The following is an 18,605-nucleotide window of genomic DNA, read 5'->3' on the forward strand; positions in this document are numbered from 1 at the left end:
TCCCTTTGCGAACCTTTTATCGGCTTGCCGATTCCTGGTATAACAACTCTTGAATACGCACCGGCGCACCGGATTTAACCGATTTCCAAATGGCCTCGCCGGCCAATACGGAATTCGCTCCCGCTCGGGCTCCCGTTAAGATTTCGTACGGTTTGCGGGGATCGGGGCCAAGAAACAAGTCCTCCAGAATGAGCGGGTCTCCTCCCCCGTGTCCTCCCTCGGTAAACACAACATGAATGGTTTCCTTCGAGCCGAATAAAGGGAAATAATCGATCGTCTGTACAGGTACGGGAAAAGGAATGCGGCCGGGCGCATGGAATTCCTGAGTCTCCAAACGGCCCCTTGTCCCGTTAATGGCCAACCGATAGCCTTCATAAGGTACGGAGAAATTGACCGAGTAGCTGAGCAGCGCACCTTTGTCAAATTTGACGGCTGCCGTATAGGTATCCTCGATATCGATCTCCGAATCGAAAATACAGGCGTCCGGACGGTAATTCGTGTAGCTGCCCGGACCCTTGCCGAACGCAGCCTCGCCGATATGGTCGTCTTTCGGAACCGCCTCCCTGCTTCTGCCGAACCATCTCATGTAATAAGCGCAATCCTGTTTCACATTACAGGTCCCGCAATATCTCCTATCCTCCTTCCTCGGATTCAGCTCTCCTTCAGGACCGTAATAATTCAATGCCCCGTAAGCAAAGGCTTCTACAGGAGTCTGATCGATCCACCAGCTCACCAAATCGAAGTGATGCGTGCTTTTGTGAATGGACAAGCCTCCCGAGTTGCTTCTTTTCCGGTTCCAGCGTTTGAAATAGCTGGCACCATGGTAGGTGTCGATGTACCAGTTCAAATCAACGGAAGTCACACGCCCGATTTTCCCTTCCAGAATAAGCTCTTTGATCCTGGCATGAATCGGCATATACCGGTAATTGAACGTTACGCTCACCCTGCCTTTGGACTTTGCTTCAGCCTCCAGAATTTTCCGGCATTCTTCGCCGGTCACAGCCATAGGCTTTTCCGTAATCACATCCAGATCATGCTCGAGCGCTTTGACAATGTAAGTTTCATGCGTATGGTCCGCTCCGGCAACGATGACCGCATCCGGCCCGGTCCCGCGAACCATGTCTTCGAATTGTTCCGGGCTGTACACGGGAACTCCTTTGAGCTGGGGATATTTCTCAAAGCATACTTCAAACCGCCTTGGATCCACATCAAGCAGTCCCGCAATTTCCGCATGCGTTGAGAATGTTTGAAGCATAGGACCGATAAACATATTCATCGCTCTGCCGCTTACTCCACAAATGACATACTTTTTCACCTGGCTCATCCCCCGTCAGTCTTTTTTCATTTCCATTGCATTGTAGAACAAATCGAAGATGAAATCTTGGACGGATTTTGTCATGATCCATAAAACTTTGCTATTTATGCTCTTTTTCACAAAACAAAAACCGTCCTCTCTCTAGTGAAAGGACGGCTAATCTTTGCTTACATGATTTCGTTTGCTTCGGCTTTCAAAGCTTTGTACTTTGGAGATGATGGCAGAAGGCTGTACAGAAAGCAGCCCTGAAAGGCTTGCGTTACTTACTTCTTTCCAATCGACCATAGCTTCCCGGTTACGAAAGAAGCTGTTCGTCCTTTAATTTTTTCAATACCACGCGGTCTGTCGGGAACGCCAAAACCGGCAGTTCCTCATAAGAGAAGAATCCCACTTCCTCTAGATCATCGCCCGCGGCAAGCTCGCCCTCTATCTCATTGGCCAAAAACCAGATGCCAACGGTTTGTTGTTCAGGATTGTGGAAGTTTGAAAGAACGGTATATACCGCTGTAATCTCTATCTTTAAACCCGTTTCTTCAATAAATTCCCGTCGGGCCGCCTCATACACATCCTCATCCCACTCGACGTAACCACACGGAATACACCATTGTCCCTCATAGCTTCCCTTTCTTTTGCCCAGCAATACCTTTTTATCCCTGATGATGATCGCCGCTACACCTACCACCGGATTTTGATAGAAGACAAAGCCGCATGAAATACAGTAGGGTCTGGAGATTTCCTTTTTTTCATTTAAACTTAGCCTTCCTCCACACTTAGGACAGAAATGATATCTCATTTCCTCAATCACTCCAAATCTATAAGCCGCTTTTGTTTATCTTAACAGAAAACGCTTGGAAAATGATAGAATAAATGAATTTTTTTCCATGACGGGGAACCTGCACTGAAAAGGAGGCATGTATAAATATGATATACTACTGGAAAGAACCTTACGAGCACTGCAAGGAGATGGTTTTCAATGAAGCTGGTATCGTGGAATGTTAACGGCTTAAGGTCATGTGTGAATAAAGGATTTTACGATTACTTTAAAACAGCTGACGCAGACATTTTCTGCATTCAAGAAACGAAGCTGCAGGAAGGACAGATTCGTCTGGAATTGGATGCGGAATATGTTCAATATTGGAATTATGCAGAGAAGAAAGGGTACTCGGGAACCGCAGTATTTACAAGGATCGAACCGGTTTCCGTACGATACGGCATGGAGGAGGAGCAGGAGCCGGAGGGACGGATCATCACTCTGGAGTACGACGCCTTCTATCTTGTTAATGTATACACCCCGAATGCGCGGCGTGATCTGTCAAGGCTGGAATTTAGACTGGCATGGGAAGATCAGTTCCGAAGCTTTCTTCAGCGGCTGGACGCCCATAAACCCGTTATTGTTTGCGGCGATCTCAATGTGGCGCACCAAGAGATCGACCTCAAAAATGCGAAATCCAACCGTAACAACTCCGGATTCACCCCGGAAGAACGATACCAAATGACCCAATTATTAGAAGCCGGTTTTATCGACACCTTCAGACATTTCTACCCCGACCGGACTGATGCCTATACCTGGTGGTCCCTTATGCCCAAGGTGAGAGAGCGGAACATCGGATGGCGAATCGATTATTTTCTTGCCTCATCAAGACTTGCTCCCTTTTTATTGGACGCACAGATCGATGCCCATGTTACAGGCAGCGATCATTGCCCTGTGATCCTGAAAATCGCAGATATAAGCTTGGACGACGGCGCCGGTCCGGTCGACCGGCATGCGGCGGCGGACTCTGCCGATGAGTTCAGGACGCCTCTTCGCATCTACTGTTGAAACATATCTGATATCATGCTTGGCAATGCAAACCCCCCGAGAACGGTGTCCCGGGGGGTCAGTATCAAGTTACTGCGCTTGGTCTTCTTCCACTATTTCCCAATGTATGCTGATCATCTTGTCTGCCCAGCTGCGGATATTGATTTCGATCGCTTGTTCGATCTCTTCATCTGTAAGTTCCCCGAGCTTGCTTTCCTCGATCACGAGCTCGTCTTCCTTTACCGCTTGGCCACCCAAAGACAATTGGACTTTAATTCGCATCCACAGCCCTCTTTTCGTCTTCCAAGTCGGTCCAAGTCCATCTCACGCGCTGCAGCCTTCACATTCATAATACTGGTTTCCGGTCGTTTCCTTTATTTCAATCAGTTTGCCTACCACAACATCTTCCGCTGCAATAAACTCGAAATCGGCTATTTTAGCTTGAACGCCTTTCCTTGCCTCATCCTCCGAGTTAGCTACCCAACTGAATGTGCCTGTTTTTTGGGCTGAGGGAATCTCATATTCAAAATGATATCGTTTCATATATTCAGTCTCCCTTCGATTCGTCTGTGATCGTAATGCTTGAATGTAAAGTATAACTATACCACAGACCGGTCTATTTTTCACCTCATTTCATTTATCTTTTGGGGCTTATATGGACATAAAGCTGTAGATTCCAATCCCAAGCATAGCCACAGAAACAGTACAGCACAGGTAAGTATGCAGGCCGCCCTTTCGCTTTTTCCATGCCATGGCAAGCTGCCTGACGGCAAAGTACATGCCCGTTCCGTTGATGATGAGAAGTACCCAGGTTAACAGTTCCATCGATGCGGAAGCGTCATGCATCATCCCGTGATGGTGCTGCCCATGCATCTCCATCGCACCCATGAGCAGCGGTGCGGAGAACCAATGAATCAGATGCAGAAGCAGGACCAGGAGTACCGAAAGACCGGACACCGTGGTATATTTCATCTCCGCACCCATTTGTCTTCGTTTCTGCATCAATTGCGTTCACCCCTTAACTCTGGCAACCGTTCGCTGTAACCGCGCTGCTGCAGTAATTTTTCTTTGGGGACGGCGGGAGATTGATCGCCGGGCTCTGGTTGAAAAAGCTGACCGGCTTTAATGAGAAGCCGATATAGGCTGCCGGCATAACCGGCCAATCCTCGGGCCGGGGCACATGCGTATGCCCCATCGTGTACCATACGACGATATCTTTATTGCTGATCTCCCGGTTCTGACTCGTCCAAAATTCAAGGCCGTCTCCGCCGGCGTGCTGGTTCGGATAATTTCCGGACGCATAGATTTCATCCTCATGATAAGGCGTCACCCACAAGTGCTGTTTGATGAAACCTGCGCGCTTCATCAGGCTGGAGTTTTCCGAGGCGAACGGGAAGCAGTTTTCTCCAGTTACCATCTTATAGCCTACGGACTGCCCGTACTCGTTTTTCACATTGTCGTTCACGATTTTCCAGTATCTCGCCGTCTCCAGGCAAATATTTCTTCTGGCCTCAAGTTCCGTCGCAAGCAGCGTAGACTTCGCATAGAAGGCGTTCTCTCTCGGGTTATGCTCTCCCGGTTCCTCGGCCACGACATTGACTTCATATACGGAGTTCTCATTTCCGTCAATCTGCATATCCATCCTTACGTTGAAGAAGTGCTGATGGTTCGGAGCATACAAATCAGGGCCTATCATCGTACCGTATTTCGGCGTATCGCCCGGATGCAGGCCGGCTGTAGACAGAATGCCGGTCAGTTTCACTTCGAACTGAATGTTGCCATCCTGATAGAAGTACCAGAAGAAACCATACTCATAGTTGGCAACCGTTGATATCGAGGATATCACAAGTCGGCGGGAGCGTCTTACTTCCACGTCATTGGTCCGCCAATCCGTATGCTTCCAAAGAATGCCGTAGTCCTCCTCATGCATACAAATCGCATTCTTAATAACGACCAATTCGCCCTTGCTGTTCGTCATCGGAGCATCAAAGTACTTGATATAGCCCACGCAGTCGCAGCCAAGCTCCAGAGAATTCGCCAACTGCCCGATTCCGTATTCCCCGCTGTCGAACGCGTTCTTGCGATTCTGAATCGCTCCCGGATCGCCATATGGAACCACCATCTCCGACAATGCGGCACGGTACAGGATCGGACGCTTACGCCCCCCATCCTCGTATGTCACTGTGTGAAGCGTCAGCCCTTCTCGCGGGTTAAAGCCGATGCGGAAATTCCAATTTTGCCATTCGACTTCATGGCCATTTACTGTAAAACTCGGTCCTTCAGGCTGGATAATCTCTATCGGCTTGATCCCTGTACGAAGCGGCCCCACCCGATCAGGCGTGTAATTCGCTTCTTGAGCCGGGATCTTCGTATATTCGTATTCTTCTACCCGGAGAATTTCCATCTTATTGAGATCTACGATCGGAATCAAAGGAAGCGGCCGGGCATATCCGTTATCCTTCTCATCACTGCGCAGGAAGCAGAGCGGACGCGCCAGGCGTACCAAGGAATCCTCCTCCGCCCCGAAATGTCCCGCCGACCACAAATCCACCATAACCAGACTCGGGTCATCAATCCCAAGACGCTTCAGCGCCTCTTGGAATAACGGGCTTCTTTGCACCACCTTCTCGCACTCCAGGTGTTCATCCAGCATGATCATCGGATGTACGCCCGGGATAAGTTTCCAGGAGGTTACTTGCTGCTTCGTCAAGGATACTACCGCCTCGTAGCAGGCATTGTCCAAATTGTTAAGAATAATGATCAATGCTTCCCTCTCTATCGGATTGCTTCCGTCATAAGCCTGCACCAGTTCTTTTTTCGGTTCCTTCAATTGAACCGACACGAATCGGTGGTATGCTCCAAGTCCTTTTTGTTCTTTCAGGATGAAGACGGCGATCCCGATCTCCTCCTTGCTCAACGGCTCCAACGGATGATTCTCAATTTGTACGGTATTTTCGGCCATTCCGATCTTCCTCTCTGTAAGGTTATTGTACTGCATCTTTGCCGGTTGGTTTTGTATTCACCAAACCGTGTTACGTTATATCACAATCATATGACGCAATTTTATTTTCTTAAAGCGATGATTACCGAATATTGAGATGCTTAGAAAGAACTTTTGGTTCTTATGGGAAACAAACCTTTATTTAAATCGATAAAGATTACGGAAACCGAGCTCCCTGGAGATGTAATAAGCATATTTCTTGGTATAAGAACTGTACTTCTCGATATGTTGAGGTGTAAAGCGGGTTGACGGTCCGGCGCAATTCAGCGAGCCGATCACCGTATTCTCACGGGAGAAAATCGGAGCTCCAATGCCTGTTGTTCCGTCCGTAACTTCTCCAACTGACACCGCAAAGCCTTTTTCACGAATCTTCTCAAGTTCGTATTCTACGGATTCTTGAGTCAACCGTCTCAAAGACGGAACGGAAGACCAGTCCACATTTTTCAACATGTTATCCCTTGTTTTTTGCGATAGGTAAGCGAGCATGGCGCGGTTTGAGGCACCGATATATAGGGGCAGCCTTAATCCGATCGGTTCGGAAATGTTGAGGATCTGTGAAGAATCAATCCTATCGATGTAAACACCTTCCATATTTTCTCTCATGGTCAGATATACCGTTTCTTTCGTTTGCCTTGAAAGCTCCTCCATATAGGATCTGGCGACTGACCGGAGCATTAAACTATCCCACATCAGAAAGCTGTATTTCATGATGGTAAAGCCCAATTTATATTTTCTCGTCTTGCTGTTCTGCGAGACAAAGCCGTGCTGCGACAAACAGCCTAAAATCCGATGAACGCTTTGAACCGGCATTTCCAGTTCTCTGCTGATTTCGGTCACACTTACCTCCTTTTCATTTCCCTGCGGCACAAGAATGTTTAAGATACTGATCGCTTTGGATATCACAGACATGAATCCCACCATCCTTGTAATATGAATTTATATTAACAATTTTGCCGGATAATCTGTTTATAATTGACAATCGCCCGAATGGGTGAAAAGGTGTCCAGTATCTGCATTCCGTATTATTGACTCCGTTTCATTCGGTTTCTGTATCCCAACTCCTTCGAGATCATATTTGCATACTTCTTGGCTTGCTGGCTGAAGATTTCTATTTTTTCGGGGGTAAAACGAATAGAGGGGCCGGCGACGTTAAGGGAGCCGATAACAGTGTTGTCAAACGAAAAAATAGGGGCACCGATGCCGGTAGTGCCATCTGTCGCCTCCCCTGACGTCACCGCATATCCTCTGGAGCGAATGATTTCAATATCTTTTTGTATGTATTCCTTTGTGAGTGGAATTAAGGATGGAATGGAATCCCAATTTACGTTTGTCAGGATGGCCTCCTGCACTTTTTGCGGCAGATAGGCAAGTATGGCACGATTGGAAGCCCCTATATAAAGCGGAAGTCTTAATCCGATCGGTTCGGAAATTTTGAGAATCTGCGGGGAGTCTATGGCATCAATATAAACCCCTTCCCGGTTTTCCCTGGTTGCCAGATAAACGGTTTCCTTCGTTTTTTGCGAAAGCTCCGCCATGATCGGACGAGCCAAGGATCTCAACATAAGACTGTCCCACATCAAAAAGCCATATTTCATGACCGATAATCCCAGTTTGTACTTTTTCGACTTTTTATCTTGCGATACAAATCCGTGTTCGGATAAGGAGTGAAGAATCCGATGAACGCTCTGAACGGGCATGGCGAGCTCCCTGCTGATTTCAGTTGCGCTCATTTCCTTTTCACTGCCTTGCGGCACAAGCAGATTTAGAATATAAATAGCTTTTGAAATAACTCCAGACATTGATTGCACCTCCAAGTCGAACATTTGTTATATTATATGACGTGATCATACCATATAAACTACAGCTTTGAAATACAGTTTCCCACGATTCGGGAAAGAGGTTAAAAAGCTTGAAGTGTCGCTTGAATCACTGTCTTTCGTTATATATTCCCGCTTCTTCTCTTCCTTGCGGCATTTATTTTTTTTCGTTTTATCACCATGCGGGATAATTGTCTATGAACTCCTCTTCATCTTATGTGAATATATCGTTAAATTATTTAACATTAGGAGGCTCATCCATGCTATCGAAATCGCGATTCGTTTTGTTCTGTTTCAGCCTGCTGTCCATGCTGTGTCTCGTATTCCCTCTCGGCGCCTTCGCCGCAGACACCGCTGTGCCACAAATTGACACCGGCGACACCGCCTGGCTTTTGGTCTCGACGGCTATCGTTTTGTTTATGTTCGTCCCCGGTCTCGCCTTGTTCTATGGAGGAATGGTCAGCCGGAAGAACATTCTTTCCATCCTTATGCTTAATATGAGCAGCCTGGTCGTGGTCAGCATCGTTTGGGTCCTTTGGGGTCACACCCTTACCTTCGGAACGGATCTTTTTGGAATCATTGGCGGTATGGATTACTTGGGCTTTGCCGGCATAGGCCAGGAGCCGCTCGGAACACTCACGATTCCCCATGTACTTTTCGCTGTTTTCCAGGCCTTGTTTGCAGCCATTACTGTTGCTCTGATTGCGGGCGCTGTCGCCGAAAGAATCCGTTTCTCCGTCTGGATCTTGTTTTCCGCCGCCTGGGCAACCTTCGTGTACGCGCCTATGGCCCACTGGGTTTGGGGTGGAGGCTGGCTGTCCAAATTGGGCGGCCTCGATTTTGCGGGAGGCACCGTAGTTCACATCCTCGCCGGCGTCGGAGCCCTCACGGCCGTCATCGTCCTCGGTCCGAGAAAAGGATTTCCAGGGCGAACCCTCCCCCCGCATAATCTTGTCTTCTTTTTTATTGGAGCCATGTCCCTCTGGTTCGGGTGGATGGGCTTCAACGGAGGAAGCGTATTGGCAGCCGGGGGGCTGACAGGCTTGGTATTTGCCACAACCCACGCAGCCGCCTGCTCGGGAGCGATCGCTTGGGCTGCCATAGAATGGCTCATTCACAAAAAACCGACCCTGGTCGGAACCGTTACAGGCATCATAGCCGGACTGATCGCCATTACACCAGCCGCAGGCTACGTATCCGTCCTGTCTTCAATTCTTATTGGAGGAAGCGCCAGCTTCGTCTGTTATTGGGGAGTCAACATCCTAAAAACGAAATTCAAATATGACGATACCCTCGATGTGTTCGGCCTGCATGGGATCGGGGGAATCTGGGGAGCTTTGCTCACCGGTATTTTCGCAGACATCCGTATCAACCCTGCCGGAAACAACGGATTGCTGCACGGCAATCCCAATCAATTGCTTGCACAGGTATTGGATGTCGCCATCGCCGTAGGCTGGGCCGCGGCCGGCACCTTCGTCGTCCTGAAGATCATTGCTCTTTTCACACCGCTTCGGGTTAGCTCCGAGGAAGAAAGCTTGGGGCTCGATCTGAGCTTCCACGGAGAGCAGGCCTACAACGAACAGGAATCCGGCACAAGCGAAATGCGCCCTCCCTCTTTCCCCGCGCTCGGAATAGAGACAACCAAGGTCACCCAATCGGCCCCATAACGGTATTTTTCACAAAATAATCAATCGCCTTAGTTAGCATAAAAGGAGGAAATGAAATGCTGCCAAAACCAACCCTGAAGATTCTTTCTCTTTGTTTTATCTTGTTATTGTCCTTTCCTTTCTCGGTCTTCGCCGCAGAAGCCGAGACCGCCATCGATACCGGCGATACCACCTGGATCCTCGTCTCGGCGACCTTGGTACTATTTATGTTCGTTCCGGGTTTGGCTTTATTTTATGGAGGCTTGGTAAGCCAAAGAAACATTCTCGCCACGATGATGCACTGCTTAAGCGCTCTTTCCGTTGTCAGCATCGTATGGGTGCTTTGGGGGTACAGCTTTGCTTTTGGCCCCGGGGACAACGGGGTCTTCGGAGGATTCTCCTATTTGGGATTTCATGATGTCGGCCAAAGCCCTAAAGAGGGGTTAACCATCCCCCACCTGCTGTTCGCCTTGTATCAGGGGTTATTCGCGGCAATCACTACAGCCCTGATTTCGGGAGGCGTTGCGGAACGCATCCGGTTTCCCGTTTGGCTTCTCTTCTCGATCGCCTGGGTTACCTTGGTCTATGCTCCAATGGCGCATTGGACGTGGGGCGGCGGCTGGTTGTCCAAATTGGGCGGTCTGGACTTCGCGGGAGGTACGGTGGTTCACATCCTGTCCGGCGTCAGTGCGCTGGTGGCGGCCATCGTTGTCGGCAAGCGCAGAACGTTCCCCAACCAAACCCATCCTCCTCACAATCTGGTATTTTTCTTTATCGGAGGCATGTGCCTGTTTTTTGGATGGTTTGGATTCAATGCCGGCAGTGCATTGGCATCCGGCGCCCTAGCGAGCCAGGCTTTTGCCACAACGCTCATGGCCGGCTGCGCCGGCGGGATATTTTGGATCTTTTTGGAATGGAGGCTTCGAAATAAGCCTACCCTGGTTGGCGGAGTCACCGGGGTCATCGGAGGCTTGGTAGCCATCACTCCGGCTGCAGGATACGTAACCGTCCTGTCCTCCATCGTCATCGGCGGAGTAGCCAGTCTCGTTTGTTATTGGTCCCTGAATGCTCTCAAAGCCAAATTCCAGTATGACGATTCCCTCGATGTGTTCGGTCTTCACGGCGTTGGAGGCATCTGGGGCGCCATGGCAACCGGGATTTTCAGTACAAAAGAAGTCAACGCCGCCGGTGCTGACGGCCTCTTAGCAGGCAATCCGATGCAGGTGCTCATCCAACTGGAGGATGTGCTTGTCGCCGTTACCCTGGCCTTCGCCGGAACCTATGTCATCCTCAAAGCCATCAGCTTGTTCACTCCGCTGCGGGTAAGCGACGATCAGGAAAGCACCGGGCTCGACCTCAGCCTTCATGGAGAAAATGCTTATAACACCTTCGAACTAAACAGCAGTGAACCGCACGATACCCCGTTGTCCGTTTATGAAAAGGATTCATATAACGCCAACCAAACTTCTTTGAAGGGAGTCTGATCTATGAAGCAGCTTACAATCATTGTAAGGCCGGAGAAACTTAGCAGCGTTACCGCAGCGCTTCACCATATCGGTGTAACAGGAATGACAATAAGCGATGTAAGAGGACAAGGAACTCAGAAGGGCGTTACCACCATTTATCGCGGAGTCGAATATCAAACCAATTTCGTCCTCAAAAACAAAATCGAAACCGTCGTGAGCAATGAAATTTACGAGAAAGCCATCGAATCGGTGTTGGAGGCTGCAAGAACCGGCAAAGTCGGCGACGGGAAAATTTTTGTTACCGAGATTACCGATGCCATAAGAATCCGTACCGGCGAACACGGCCAAGCCGCTCTGGACCAGTAAATGTTCAACCCCTCCAAATCCAGCCTTGCCAATGGCGGAATTGGAGGGGCTTGTCGTCTTTTTCAGGGAGGGCTTTCCGCCGCAACAAAAGCGGGTTGACGCCGTTTTCTCGGCATCAACCCGCTTTTGTGCCCTGACAGCATAAACCCACGCTACGCATGAATGATCAAGAAATTACTCTTGGCTCTGGAGATGCAAGGCATCATCACGTTCCGCGAGTTCTTCTCATGGTCTGACAAGAAAAAGTCCCTGTGATCGACCTCCCCCTGTTCCACTTCGATCTCACAGCTGCCGCATCCGCCCACCTTGCAAGAATAAGGCGCATCGATCCCATGTTCCAACATCACATCAAGCAAGCTTTTGTCCTCCGGAATCCGCAGTCTTATATTGCTTTTCGTCAGGACGGCTTCAAAGGGCAGACATGGTCCTGTGTCAGGCGGACTGAACAACTCGTAATGGATGCTCGATGGCGGATAACCGTAATCCAATGCCGCATGTTTAAACTGTCTGATCATAGCCTCCGGACCGCAAAAATACACATGGGTCCCGATCCGCTGCTTCCACATCACCCTGGTTGGCATCCGTTCCCGCTGGCTTGAAAAATAGAAACGTACGCGTTTCCCATAAGCGGTTCCGATTTCTGAATAGAAGGGACAATATTCTTCGGAAGCCGCAGCATAATGCAGTTCAAAGGACTTCCCTTCGGCAGCGAGTTGCGGCATCATCGCCATAAATGGAGTTATTCCGATTCCTGCGGCAATAAACACATGATGCCGCCCTTCGAAGCTCAGCGGCAAATGATTTTGGGGATGACTAATTTCAAGGGTATCTCCTTCTTTCATACGGTCATGCCAATACACCGATCCGCCCCTGGAAGTTTCGCTTCGCCGAACGGCAATCTTATAATATTCGTCCTGCAGCGGATTTCCTGCCAAGGAATAGTGCCTTTCCAACAACCCTCCATCTGTCTCGAGATAGGTTGTAATGTGCGCCCCTGGCGAGAACCCGGGAAGCATTCCTTCGGCGGCAGACAGCTTGAAACTTTTCACAACCGGCGTTTCCTGCATGATTTCCGTCACGACGACTTTCAGTTTCGGACTGTACATGATTGTTTCACCTCCAAGAACAGCACGGATTATACGGATATATACCCCAAATAGGCATTCATTCGTTCAGAATAATGGCTGGACACCAAAAGCGGCGCCCCGCAGTGCTCACACTCCATTTCAGCTTCGGCCGTCTTTTTTTGAAGCCGGTAACATCCCACGCAAAACACGGTCTCCCGTGCTTCTCCGGTAGGATACCCGTCGATTTCATCTTTAGCGAAACCTAGTCCCCGTGACAATGTTAACAAAGGATGATACATTTCCATATCGCAAATCACGATTAGCTGAACTTCCATCGTCTGATTCTCAAGCGTCCGGGATATTGCAGATTGATCCCATACTCCCAACCAGCGTACAGGAACATCGATGCTTCTCGTAAATCTCTTGAATGCTTTGTGGGATTCTCCGCGTACCTTCTGCAAATAATGCACCTCCGCCTGCTTTCCTTGTCTGCCTAAAGCAAGCAGTATCGGAATCGCGTGAAGTATGCTTGTTTCGTCCACAAACAGGATATATTTATGTTTATGATTATTCATGGTGACGGCCTTCTTTGGTGATGGGCATTGGAGAGTCCCTGACTTGGAGTGATACAGAAGATGCATCCTTTCCTCCATCGTGCAGCTCTCCAAGTCGAAATAATACCGGACTTGAGGCGTTTGCCCTCCATTCAAACGGAGAAACGTGACCGGCACATCAACATATATACCATTTAGCTCTACTCCCTGAATCCATCCTGCAGTATGGCTGCACTCCCCCTGGACCCGTTCGGCATGAACGCAGCAATATCGTGCAAGAAAAGTTCCTGATTGTAAAATATGATATACGTTGTCCACGGTAGTCCCTCCTTGATCTATTTCCGGGCGCCGATATGATCTTGCAGATATTCCAGCAGCAGCGGCTTAAATGAAATGAACCCTTTATATTCCGCCAAAGGATCAGGAAGATCTTCTAAAACCTTGTAAAACCGTTCGGCCCACACTTGATTTTGCACCAGCATTTCCAAAGGGAGCAGATGGGTATGAATGCTGAATAAAATGCCGTTATTGCCCGATAACCGGAACAATCTCTGATCCTCTGTGCGCAAGCGCACCTCTTGACCCACATTACCTAGATGGAGCAAGTATTTGTTTTTCCCCCAATCACCGAATTCCTCGGGCGATGTGTCCAGCCTGTCCCCTACATTGATCGTCCAGTTCAAACGGGTCCATGGCTTTCCCGCTTCCATTCGCAGCAGAAACCCGAGCACTTTTTGCGCCAATCCGCTCTCCGAATAGATGGGAACAGGAGAATGAAACTGCAGATAGGTCATTCCGAGATCAAAGGCAAGGGACCAATTGGCGGGAAAACAGAGCTGACCGGCATCCATGTACAGATCACCGTCCCGCTGCTGCAAATAGATCAGATCCTCCTGCACATGACGGCCGATAAAATCAAGCGGTTCATAAGGCAGTGTGGAGGATTCTCCAAAAATAAACTTGTGTTCTTCATGGATGAGCTTGTTTTGAAATGTCCACAGCCGCCCCTCTTTCTCCAATCTGAAATACCGGGGATATACATGGGACATTTCATGCATCAGCATGCCGGCAATTTCCCATTGGGCTGCAAGCGTGTGCGGAAACGACCGGAAGGTCCGCTCGGGGTATTGTTCCAAAAGCCTTCTCTTTTCAAGCACTTCTTCCCGGTATTCCGGAGTGACATCAATGCAAACGGGCGGCACCAGAGCTCTTGAATTGTTTGAATACCGGTAGGAATCGCCTTGAAACGGAAACGGAAACCTTTCCAGCAGCGATCGATCCTTGATTTTCACTTTGAAAGCATCCGTCATTTCTTATACCTCCTCAGAGCCCATAATAGAATCGGGCTCCGGAGCACCCAAGAAGACAAGCTTCTTGTCATGACCGGGGCCCTCTGCAAATAACCCTTTGATTGCGTATCATGTGCAATGCTGCTGTCGGTTCAATCGCCGTGAATGAAACTTATGCTTCGCCCGGTTTACGCAGGCCGCAGAAAAAACCGATTCCGTAATCCGGCGAATCAAACGTGATTCGGCTGCCTTTCTCAAAAAACAGGACATCTCCTTGAACCGCTTTTACCGTATTGCCCGTTTCATCCGAAATGTGCATTTCCCCTTCTACAATGATTTTCATCTCATCGTAAGTATAGGTATAGGACAGCGGTTTGGACTTTTCTAACCGGAAAAAACCGCTTGTCATGGTTTTTTCCTGATCATTAGAAGACAGGACATCCCCCAAAAAGGCATTCGTCTCCGGAACTCCCATGGAAGCCAAATCTGTTTTGATTGCTTGATTTACATACTTCAGCGCCACTTTGAATATCCTCCTTAAAAAATATGTTATATTTCATGACTTGATCATTACATATACATTGAATTCATGAAACACTTCTCTCTCATATAGTGAGAAACAGTGAAATATGATCCCCTGCTTTCGCATCGCAGCAAAGAAAGCTGCGGTTTTACATCTTGGCCATATATCCTCTCGTAACCACGCCAGTCCGGATGGAATTAGCGAGCATACATAGAGCGCTGCCTAGAGCGATCCGGCGGTAAGTTTCCGTTATACGCCGGTCTTCTGCCATGGCCAGCCGGCTTGCAAGAAGCCGCTCCTTACATTCCGTGCTTAAGTTTTCCGTACCTCTTATGGAAGCGGCCACCAGGTTTTCGGCCGCCTGCGTGCTTCTCACCCGAATATCCCCGTCTCGCGTCCGACCCGATGGAGAATAGGCAAGAGAGGTAAGAATCCGCTTCTCCGCACTGCTGATGGTTTCCTGTAGGAACAGGGCACATTCAGGATCGATGGACTCTTCCGGGATAGGTTCATAAAGCGCTGCGGCTTGGTAGGGAACGGCATCCTGAACGAGCAGACGCGTAATGCCCCGATCATTGATCGCTTCCAGAACGAGTTCCGGTTCGTCCCCGACTACCACTTCCTTATGCGGCGGCCAAATGTCCATCCAATAATGATCCAAATGCCGGATGCCCACGTGAAATACATAGTAATCCGGATAAATTCTGAGCTTGTCGGGCCCATTCCCCAGATGCTCCCGGTAAAAATCATAAAATTTGGCTATGGAAGCGGCAAGGAGGCCGCTGGCTCCGATGCTGCCCCCGGAATCACGGACCACGATACCGACGCGGTCCGCCGCATGAAAGCCCGGGAATATCTGCTCAAAGGATACCGGTTGGCCGTCCAGCTCAAAAGCAAAATCAGACGTTCGAATGAGATCAGTCGTATGCATCAGGCAAAGCTCCTTTCCATCACGTTAGAACAAATTTTATCAACAGCTGTTTTTTACGAAAGATAACTTTACATCTATTTGGGAGAACAGCAAAATAAAAATGAAATATAAGACCAATTGTTTAGAATCCCAATAGTCGAGAAAGAAAAGTTGATGCATCCGTAAATATATGAAATATTATTGTTATGTAATATGACATAAAAGGTGTTTGGAATCTTTTACTGAGGAGTGATGTGTGTAATGCCAGCCAACCCAACTACGATGGCAGACGAAAGTTTATTGATGAAAGTCCCTGCCTGGTGGAACTGTATGACGGGATTTGAAGAGATGCGCGACAAAGCCAGACTCGTCAGCGAACAAGTGCTTCGCCCCAATGCGGAAATCTCAGATCGGGAAGGCACATATCCCCGAGCCAGTTTGCAGGCCTTGGCGGATGCCGGTTTTGGTGCGGTTACGATTCCAAAGGAGTACGGGGGGCTTGGGGCAGGATGTTCGGGTTTTGCTATCCTGGCTGAAATCTTTGCCGGCTACTGCGCTTCTACGACCATGGTATGGGTCATGCATACCGCGGCTGTCCAGACCCTTTTTATGGCCGGCTCCGAGGAACAGCGGCAGCGTTATATTCCTCATGTCGTTCGCGGTCAGATCGGAGGACTGGCATTTAGCGAGCCTGCGACCGGCGGCCATTTTTGGAATGTGGTCAGTAAAGCTCCGCGTCATGGCGACGGCTATCTGCTGAATGCGCACAAATCCTTCGTAACCAGTGCGGGAGAGGCCGATTGGTACATCGTAGAAACCAATTCCCCGGACAGTCCGCTGTCCGATCCCTTGATGTTTTTGATTGTTGAAAATAATCAGGAAGGCGTCGTAGCCTTTCCATTTGACGCGCTCGGATTGAGAGGGAACAACAGTGGCCCTATGAAATTTAACGATGTGTTCGTTCCCGAACATAACCGCCTCGGTGAAGAAGGAGGCGCCGGCTTCTATAATGACACGGTCATAGACCCCTTCTTTCTTCTGGGTTCAAGTGCATGCTGGATTGGCATCGCCCAAGGAGCGATCAGCACGGCGGTGGACAATGCCAAGAAAAAGATTCATGCCGACACCGGTCAGTCTGTCGCCAACTATCAAGTCATCCGCCATGAGATGGCCAAAGCTCAAATCCTTGTTGACAGTGCAAGAAGCATGCTGTATCGAGTTGCCGAAAAAATGGATGAAACCACCCGGAAAGGCGAGCTTCTGAGTTCCTGCCTGTACCCGCTTTGGGAACTGAAAACCCATGCTGCGGATATTGTGATTGAGGTAACGAATAAGGCGCTGCAGATCTCGGGAGGCCGAGGCTATTTAAAAGGAAATATTGAACGATTTATGCGTGATGGAAGAGCGGGTGCCATCATGGGCCCCACCAATGAAGTTTTACGGGAATGGATCGGCAGAACGATGATCGGCGTTCCCTGGCTGTAAGTCCCCTAGTTCGAACGAAAAGGGGCTAATGGTATGGTAAAGGCGATGAAGCAGCGATACCGTTTCGACGGAAAAAGCCTGACGCTCCAGGAACTTTATGCCCTTTTGCCAAAGCATAAAAACAAGGAGATTCTGGGCTCGATCATCGTTCAAACCGCCTGCGGTCTGCCGATCAAACTGGTCTTTGTTCAAAATCGCAATCGGCGGCGGGATTGGCTGGTACTGCTCAGTACCGACTTGGCGTTGACAGATGCCGAGGTCGTTCGTATTGCGAAAGTTGAGTTAATAACTTGGAAATTTTTGAACCGGCCGAAAGCGTGTTTTAATAAGGGCTTGCAGAATGGGGTTGAGCTGTTTCAGCTTCAGCCCATTTTGTATGTCTATATCTGCACATCGGGGTGAAGCCCCTTTTTTATGCTTGGAAAATTGGAATGATAGCGTTCGTTTCTCCATAGAGGGGAAAGAAATCGGCGGATTAGAAATTGAAGGTTATATCGAAGATCAAAAACTGGCATATGATTTGTACTTTAACCAAGCGTATATAGATGAACAAACCATGATGAACATTGCCAAGAGCCTGAAGTTAAATCATTAATTTACGGGTTTATTCCCTATCTGGCAATATAACCGCCGTCCACAGGTATGATGGTACCCGTTACATAATCGGAAGCCTCGGACGCCAAAAACACGGTGATGCCCGCCAAATCCTTCGGCGTCCCCCATTTGCCCGCCGGGATGCGGGCCGTGATTTGCGGGTAGCGAGCTTCGTCCTGAAGCAGGTCATGATTCATTGTCGTGGCCATGTAGCCGGGCGCGATGGCGTTCACCTGAATACCGTGCATGGCCCATTCGTTCGACAGCGATTTGGTTAACTGCACCACGCCCCCTTTGCTGACGGCATAGGCCGAAGCTTTGAAGCCGCCGATAAAACTCAGCATGGAGCCAATGTTGATGATTTTGCCCGTCTTCTGCTGCACCATCTGTTCACCGGCCATTTTGCACAAATCGAAAACCGCGGTCAAGTTGATCTCGATCACGGTATTCCAAGCTTCAAGCGGAAGATCCAAGCAGGCCCTGCGATCGTGGATGCCGGCGGCGTTTACCAAGATGTTCATTTTTCCCTCTGTCATTTCAAGCGTTTGCCGGAAAGCCTCCACTCTACCCTCGTGGCTGGATAAATCCGCCCTCACGCTGTGTACGCAAAGCCCCTTGGCCTTCAATTCATCCCTAGCCGCATTGACCTCCTCCGATTTGTCGACCAGGACGACACGGGCTCCCGCCTCAAGCAGCGCTTCCGCCATTCCGCGTCCCAGACCGCGGCTGGAACCCGTCACCATGGCGTTTTTCCCTTTGAGATCAAACATGATG

General features: G+C 49.2%; 21 protein-coding genes and 1 pseudogene. 7 read left to right on the top strand and 15 right to left on the bottom strand.

Annotated elements, in window-relative coordinates; all coding sequences use genetic code 11:
• Positions 1 to 16: 16 nt before the first annotated feature.
• The 3 genes from BLT35_RS03480 to BLT35_RS03485 form a co-directional block, all read right to left on the bottom strand.
• Positions 17 to 1,324, bottom strand: a complete 1,308-nt coding sequence (locus tag BLT35_RS03480) for a Gfo/Idh/MocA family protein (protein ID WP_062407417.1) — start codon at positions 1,322 to 1,324, stop codon at positions 17 to 19.
• A gap of 147 nt (positions 1,325 to 1,471) precedes the next feature.
• Positions 1,472 to 1,600, bottom strand: coding sequence for a hypothetical protein (locus BLT35_RS27760; RefSeq protein WP_302848182.1), 129 nt, complete (start codon positions 1,598 to 1,600; stop codon positions 1,472 to 1,474).
• A 10-nt stretch (positions 1,601 to 1,610) separates the two neighbouring features.
• Positions 1,611 to 1,997, bottom strand: coding sequence for a nucleotide triphosphate diphosphatase NUDT15 (locus tag BLT35_RS03485; RefSeq protein WP_217634695.1), 387 nt, complete (start codon positions 1,995 to 1,997; stop codon positions 1,611 to 1,613).
• Between the two features lie 291 nt (positions 1,998 to 2,288).
• Here BLT35_RS03485 and BLT35_RS03490 point away from each other — a divergent pair, with 291 nt between their 5' ends.
• Positions 2,289 to 3,134 (top strand): exodeoxyribonuclease III, encoded by an 846-nt coding sequence (locus tag BLT35_RS03490; RefSeq protein ID WP_083351165.1) that lies wholly within the window; start codon positions 2,289 to 2,291, stop codon positions 3,132 to 3,134.
• A 69-nt stretch (positions 3,135 to 3,203) separates the two neighbouring features.
• Here BLT35_RS03490 and BLT35_RS03495 read toward each other — a convergent pair whose 3' ends face one another.
• The 6 genes from BLT35_RS03495 to BLT35_RS03520 all read right to left on the bottom strand — a co-directional run bounded on the left by BLT35_RS03495 (position 3,204) and on the right by BLT35_RS03520 (position 7,913).
• A complete protein-coding gene (locus BLT35_RS03495; RefSeq protein ID WP_062407413.1) occupies positions 3,204 to 3,395 on the bottom strand; it encodes a hypothetical protein in 192 nt (63 codons plus the stop codon).
• Between the two features lie 42 nt (positions 3,396 to 3,437).
• Positions 3,438 to 3,656: a hypothetical protein gene (locus BLT35_RS03500; RefSeq protein ID WP_054818760.1), complete on the bottom strand. Its 219-nt coding sequence runs from the start codon at positions 3,654 to 3,656 to the stop codon at positions 3,438 to 3,440.
• A 108-nt stretch (positions 3,657 to 3,764) separates the two neighbouring features.
• A complete protein-coding gene (locus BLT35_RS03505) occupies positions 3,765 to 4,115 on the bottom strand; it encodes a hypothetical protein (RefSeq protein ID WP_074727010.1) in 351 nt (116 codons plus the stop codon).
• Between the two features lie 16 nt (positions 4,116 to 4,131).
• Positions 4,132 to 6,075, bottom strand: a complete 1,944-nt coding sequence (locus BLT35_RS03510) for a primary-amine oxidase (protein WP_074727011.1) — start codon at positions 6,073 to 6,075, stop codon at positions 4,132 to 4,134.
• Positions 6,076 to 6,252: 177 nt separating this feature from the next.
• Positions 6,253 to 7,023, bottom strand: coding sequence for an IclR family transcriptional regulator (locus tag BLT35_RS03515; protein WP_054818757.1), 771 nt, complete (start codon positions 7,021 to 7,023; stop codon positions 6,253 to 6,255).
• A gap of 113 nt (positions 7,024 to 7,136) precedes the next feature.
• On the bottom strand, positions 7,137 to 7,913 hold the full coding sequence (locus tag BLT35_RS03520; RefSeq protein WP_062407407.1) for an IclR family transcriptional regulator: 777 nt from the start codon (positions 7,911 to 7,913) through the stop codon (positions 7,137 to 7,139).
• A 383-nt stretch (positions 7,914 to 8,296) separates the two neighbouring features.
• Between BLT35_RS03520 and BLT35_RS03525 the strand changes: the two genes are divergently transcribed.
• The 3 genes from BLT35_RS03525 (at position 8,297) to BLT35_RS03535 (ending at position 11,409) form a co-directional block, all read left to right on the top strand.
• Complete coding sequence (locus BLT35_RS03525; RefSeq protein ID WP_217634696.1) at positions 8,297 to 9,598, top strand: ammonium transporter; 1,302 nt, start codon at positions 8,297 to 8,299, stop codon at positions 9,596 to 9,598.
• 152 nt (positions 9,599 to 9,750) lie between these two features.
• Positions 9,751 to 11,061, top strand: coding sequence for an ammonium transporter (locus BLT35_RS03530; protein WP_212741250.1), 1,311 nt, complete (start codon positions 9,751 to 9,753; stop codon positions 11,059 to 11,061).
• 3 nt (positions 11,062 to 11,064) lie between these two features.
• Positions 11,065 to 11,409, top strand: coding sequence for a P-II family nitrogen regulator (locus BLT35_RS03535; protein WP_054818756.1), 345 nt, complete (start codon positions 11,065 to 11,067; stop codon positions 11,407 to 11,409).
• 152 nt (positions 11,410 to 11,561) lie between these two features.
• On the opposite strand, the gene BLT35_RS03540 is transcribed toward BLT35_RS03535, so the two are convergent.
• From BLT35_RS03540 to BLT35_RS03560, 5 genes are all read right to left on the bottom strand, one after another.
• Positions 11,562 to 12,515, bottom strand: a complete 954-nt coding sequence (locus BLT35_RS03540) for a PDR/VanB family oxidoreductase (protein ID WP_054818755.1) — start codon at positions 12,513 to 12,515, stop codon at positions 11,562 to 11,564.
• A 29-nt stretch (positions 12,516 to 12,544) separates the two neighbouring features.
• Positions 12,545 to 13,051, bottom strand: a complete 507-nt coding sequence (locus BLT35_RS03545; protein WP_054818754.1) for a dimethylamine monooxygenase subunit DmmA family protein — start codon at positions 13,049 to 13,051, stop codon at positions 12,545 to 12,547.
• A gap of 314 nt (positions 13,052 to 13,365) precedes the next feature.
• Positions 13,366 to 14,340 (bottom strand): heme-dependent oxidative N-demethylase family protein, encoded by a 975-nt coding sequence (locus tag BLT35_RS03550; RefSeq protein WP_054818753.1) that lies wholly within the window; start codon positions 14,338 to 14,340, stop codon positions 13,366 to 13,368.
• A 151-nt stretch (positions 14,341 to 14,491) separates the two neighbouring features.
• The gene (locus BLT35_RS03555; protein ID WP_201023589.1) at positions 14,492 to 14,842 is read right to left on the bottom strand and encodes a cupin domain-containing protein; all 351 of its coding nucleotides are present in this window, start codon (positions 14,840 to 14,842) and stop codon (positions 14,492 to 14,494) included.
• 148 nt (positions 14,843 to 14,990) lie between these two features.
• The gene (locus tag BLT35_RS03560; RefSeq protein WP_062407397.1) at positions 14,991 to 15,773 is read right to left on the bottom strand and encodes a hypothetical protein; all 783 of its coding nucleotides are present in this window, start codon (positions 15,771 to 15,773) and stop codon (positions 14,991 to 14,993) included.
• Positions 15,774 to 16,013: 240 nt separating this feature from the next.
• Between BLT35_RS03560 and BLT35_RS03565 the strand changes: the two genes are divergently transcribed.
• From BLT35_RS03565 to BLT35_RS26735, 3 genes and pseudogenes are all read left to right on the top strand, one after another.
• The gene (locus BLT35_RS03565; protein ID WP_083351166.1) at positions 16,014 to 17,237 is read left to right on the top strand and encodes an acyl-CoA dehydrogenase family protein; all 1,224 of its coding nucleotides are present in this window, start codon (positions 16,014 to 16,016) and stop codon (positions 17,235 to 17,237) included.
• A 30-nt stretch (positions 17,238 to 17,267) separates the two neighbouring features.
• Positions 17,268 to 17,507, top strand: a pseudogene (locus tag BLT35_RS03570) (IS4 family transposase); the annotation flags it as partial.
• Positions 17,508 to 17,655: 148 nt separating this feature from the next.
• A complete protein-coding gene (locus tag BLT35_RS26735; protein ID WP_160327343.1) occupies positions 17,656 to 17,832 on the top strand; it encodes a hypothetical protein in 177 nt (58 codons plus the stop codon).
• Between the two features lie 16 nt (positions 17,833 to 17,848).
• On the opposite strand, the gene BLT35_RS03575 is transcribed toward BLT35_RS26735, so the two are convergent.
• A complete protein-coding gene (locus BLT35_RS03575) occupies positions 17,849 to 18,601 on the bottom strand; it encodes an SDR family oxidoreductase (protein ID WP_074727059.1) in 753 nt (250 codons plus the stop codon).
• Positions 18,602 to 18,605: the final 4 nt, after the last annotated feature.

It is taken from the genome of Paenibacillus naphthalenovorans (genome assembly GCF_900099895.1).
In the GTDB taxonomy this organism is placed as follows: Bacteria; Bacillota; Bacilli; order Paenibacillales; family NBRC-103111; genus Paenibacillus_G; species Paenibacillus_G naphthalenovorans.